Source organism: Marinobacter sp. S6332, from assembly GCF_023016045.1.
Classification (GTDB): Bacteria; Pseudomonadota; Gammaproteobacteria; order Pseudomonadales; family Oleiphilaceae; genus Marinobacter.
Map to the genome: position 1 here is coordinate 1 of NZ_JALKAP010000030.1, position 675 is coordinate 675.

A 675-nucleotide genomic window follows, 5' to 3' on the forward strand; every position below is an offset into this window, starting at 1 on the left:
TAGTGCTTGAAGCGGGGCATGCCGACGGCTCCTTGTCTGTTTGCTCAATGCTACCAAAAACCATCCGTTTTGGGGTTTTTCTACAGCCTCAACGCTGAGGTAACCGGCGCCGGAGCGTAAGCGGAGGGGACCAAAAGCGGCACGCTTTTGGCGTCCGGTTGACCGCCTGGTTATGAGCTCCCCGATGGCTCAATGTCTTCTCCGAACATGATTCGGTGCCCCTCCGGTGTTGCTACACCAAACTCGCGTAAGCCCCAAGGTTTGTCCGAAATTACCTGGAAAATCTCGGCACCGCGTTGCTGATAGTCACGGTAAAGGTCGTCAATGCCCACGCAGTTCACATACGCGAAGTACGAATGGTCATGCGTATCACGGGCCGAAAGCTCGTCCGGACAGTGCCCCAACATGATATGAAAACCGCCAAGACTCAAGAACGACCAGCCATCCACACGGAACCGGACAGAAAATCCAAGCTCGTTGAGAAAGTAGCTTTCGGTCTCCTCAAGATCCTTGACCGCCAAAACATGCTGAGTGGCTTTTACTTCAAACACAGATGACTCCCTTCACGAGTGCGGATACTCATAACGAGGCTGTAGAAAAACCCAAAAATGAGCGAGTATTCCACCGCCTACGATCTCTAGTTTTTCAGCCAGCCAGTTCGCCTGACCATTTCCA

At 52.7% G+C, this 675-nt stretch carries 1 protein-coding gene; it reads right to left on the minus strand.

Annotation, left to right across the window (positions count from 1 at the left end):
- Positions 1-170: 170 nt before the first annotated feature.
- Entirely contained in the window at positions 171-551 is a 381-nt protein-coding gene (locus MWU62_RS18840) for a VOC family protein (RefSeq protein WP_036206769.1), read from the minus strand.
- Between the last annotated feature and the right edge of the window lie 124 nt (positions 552-675).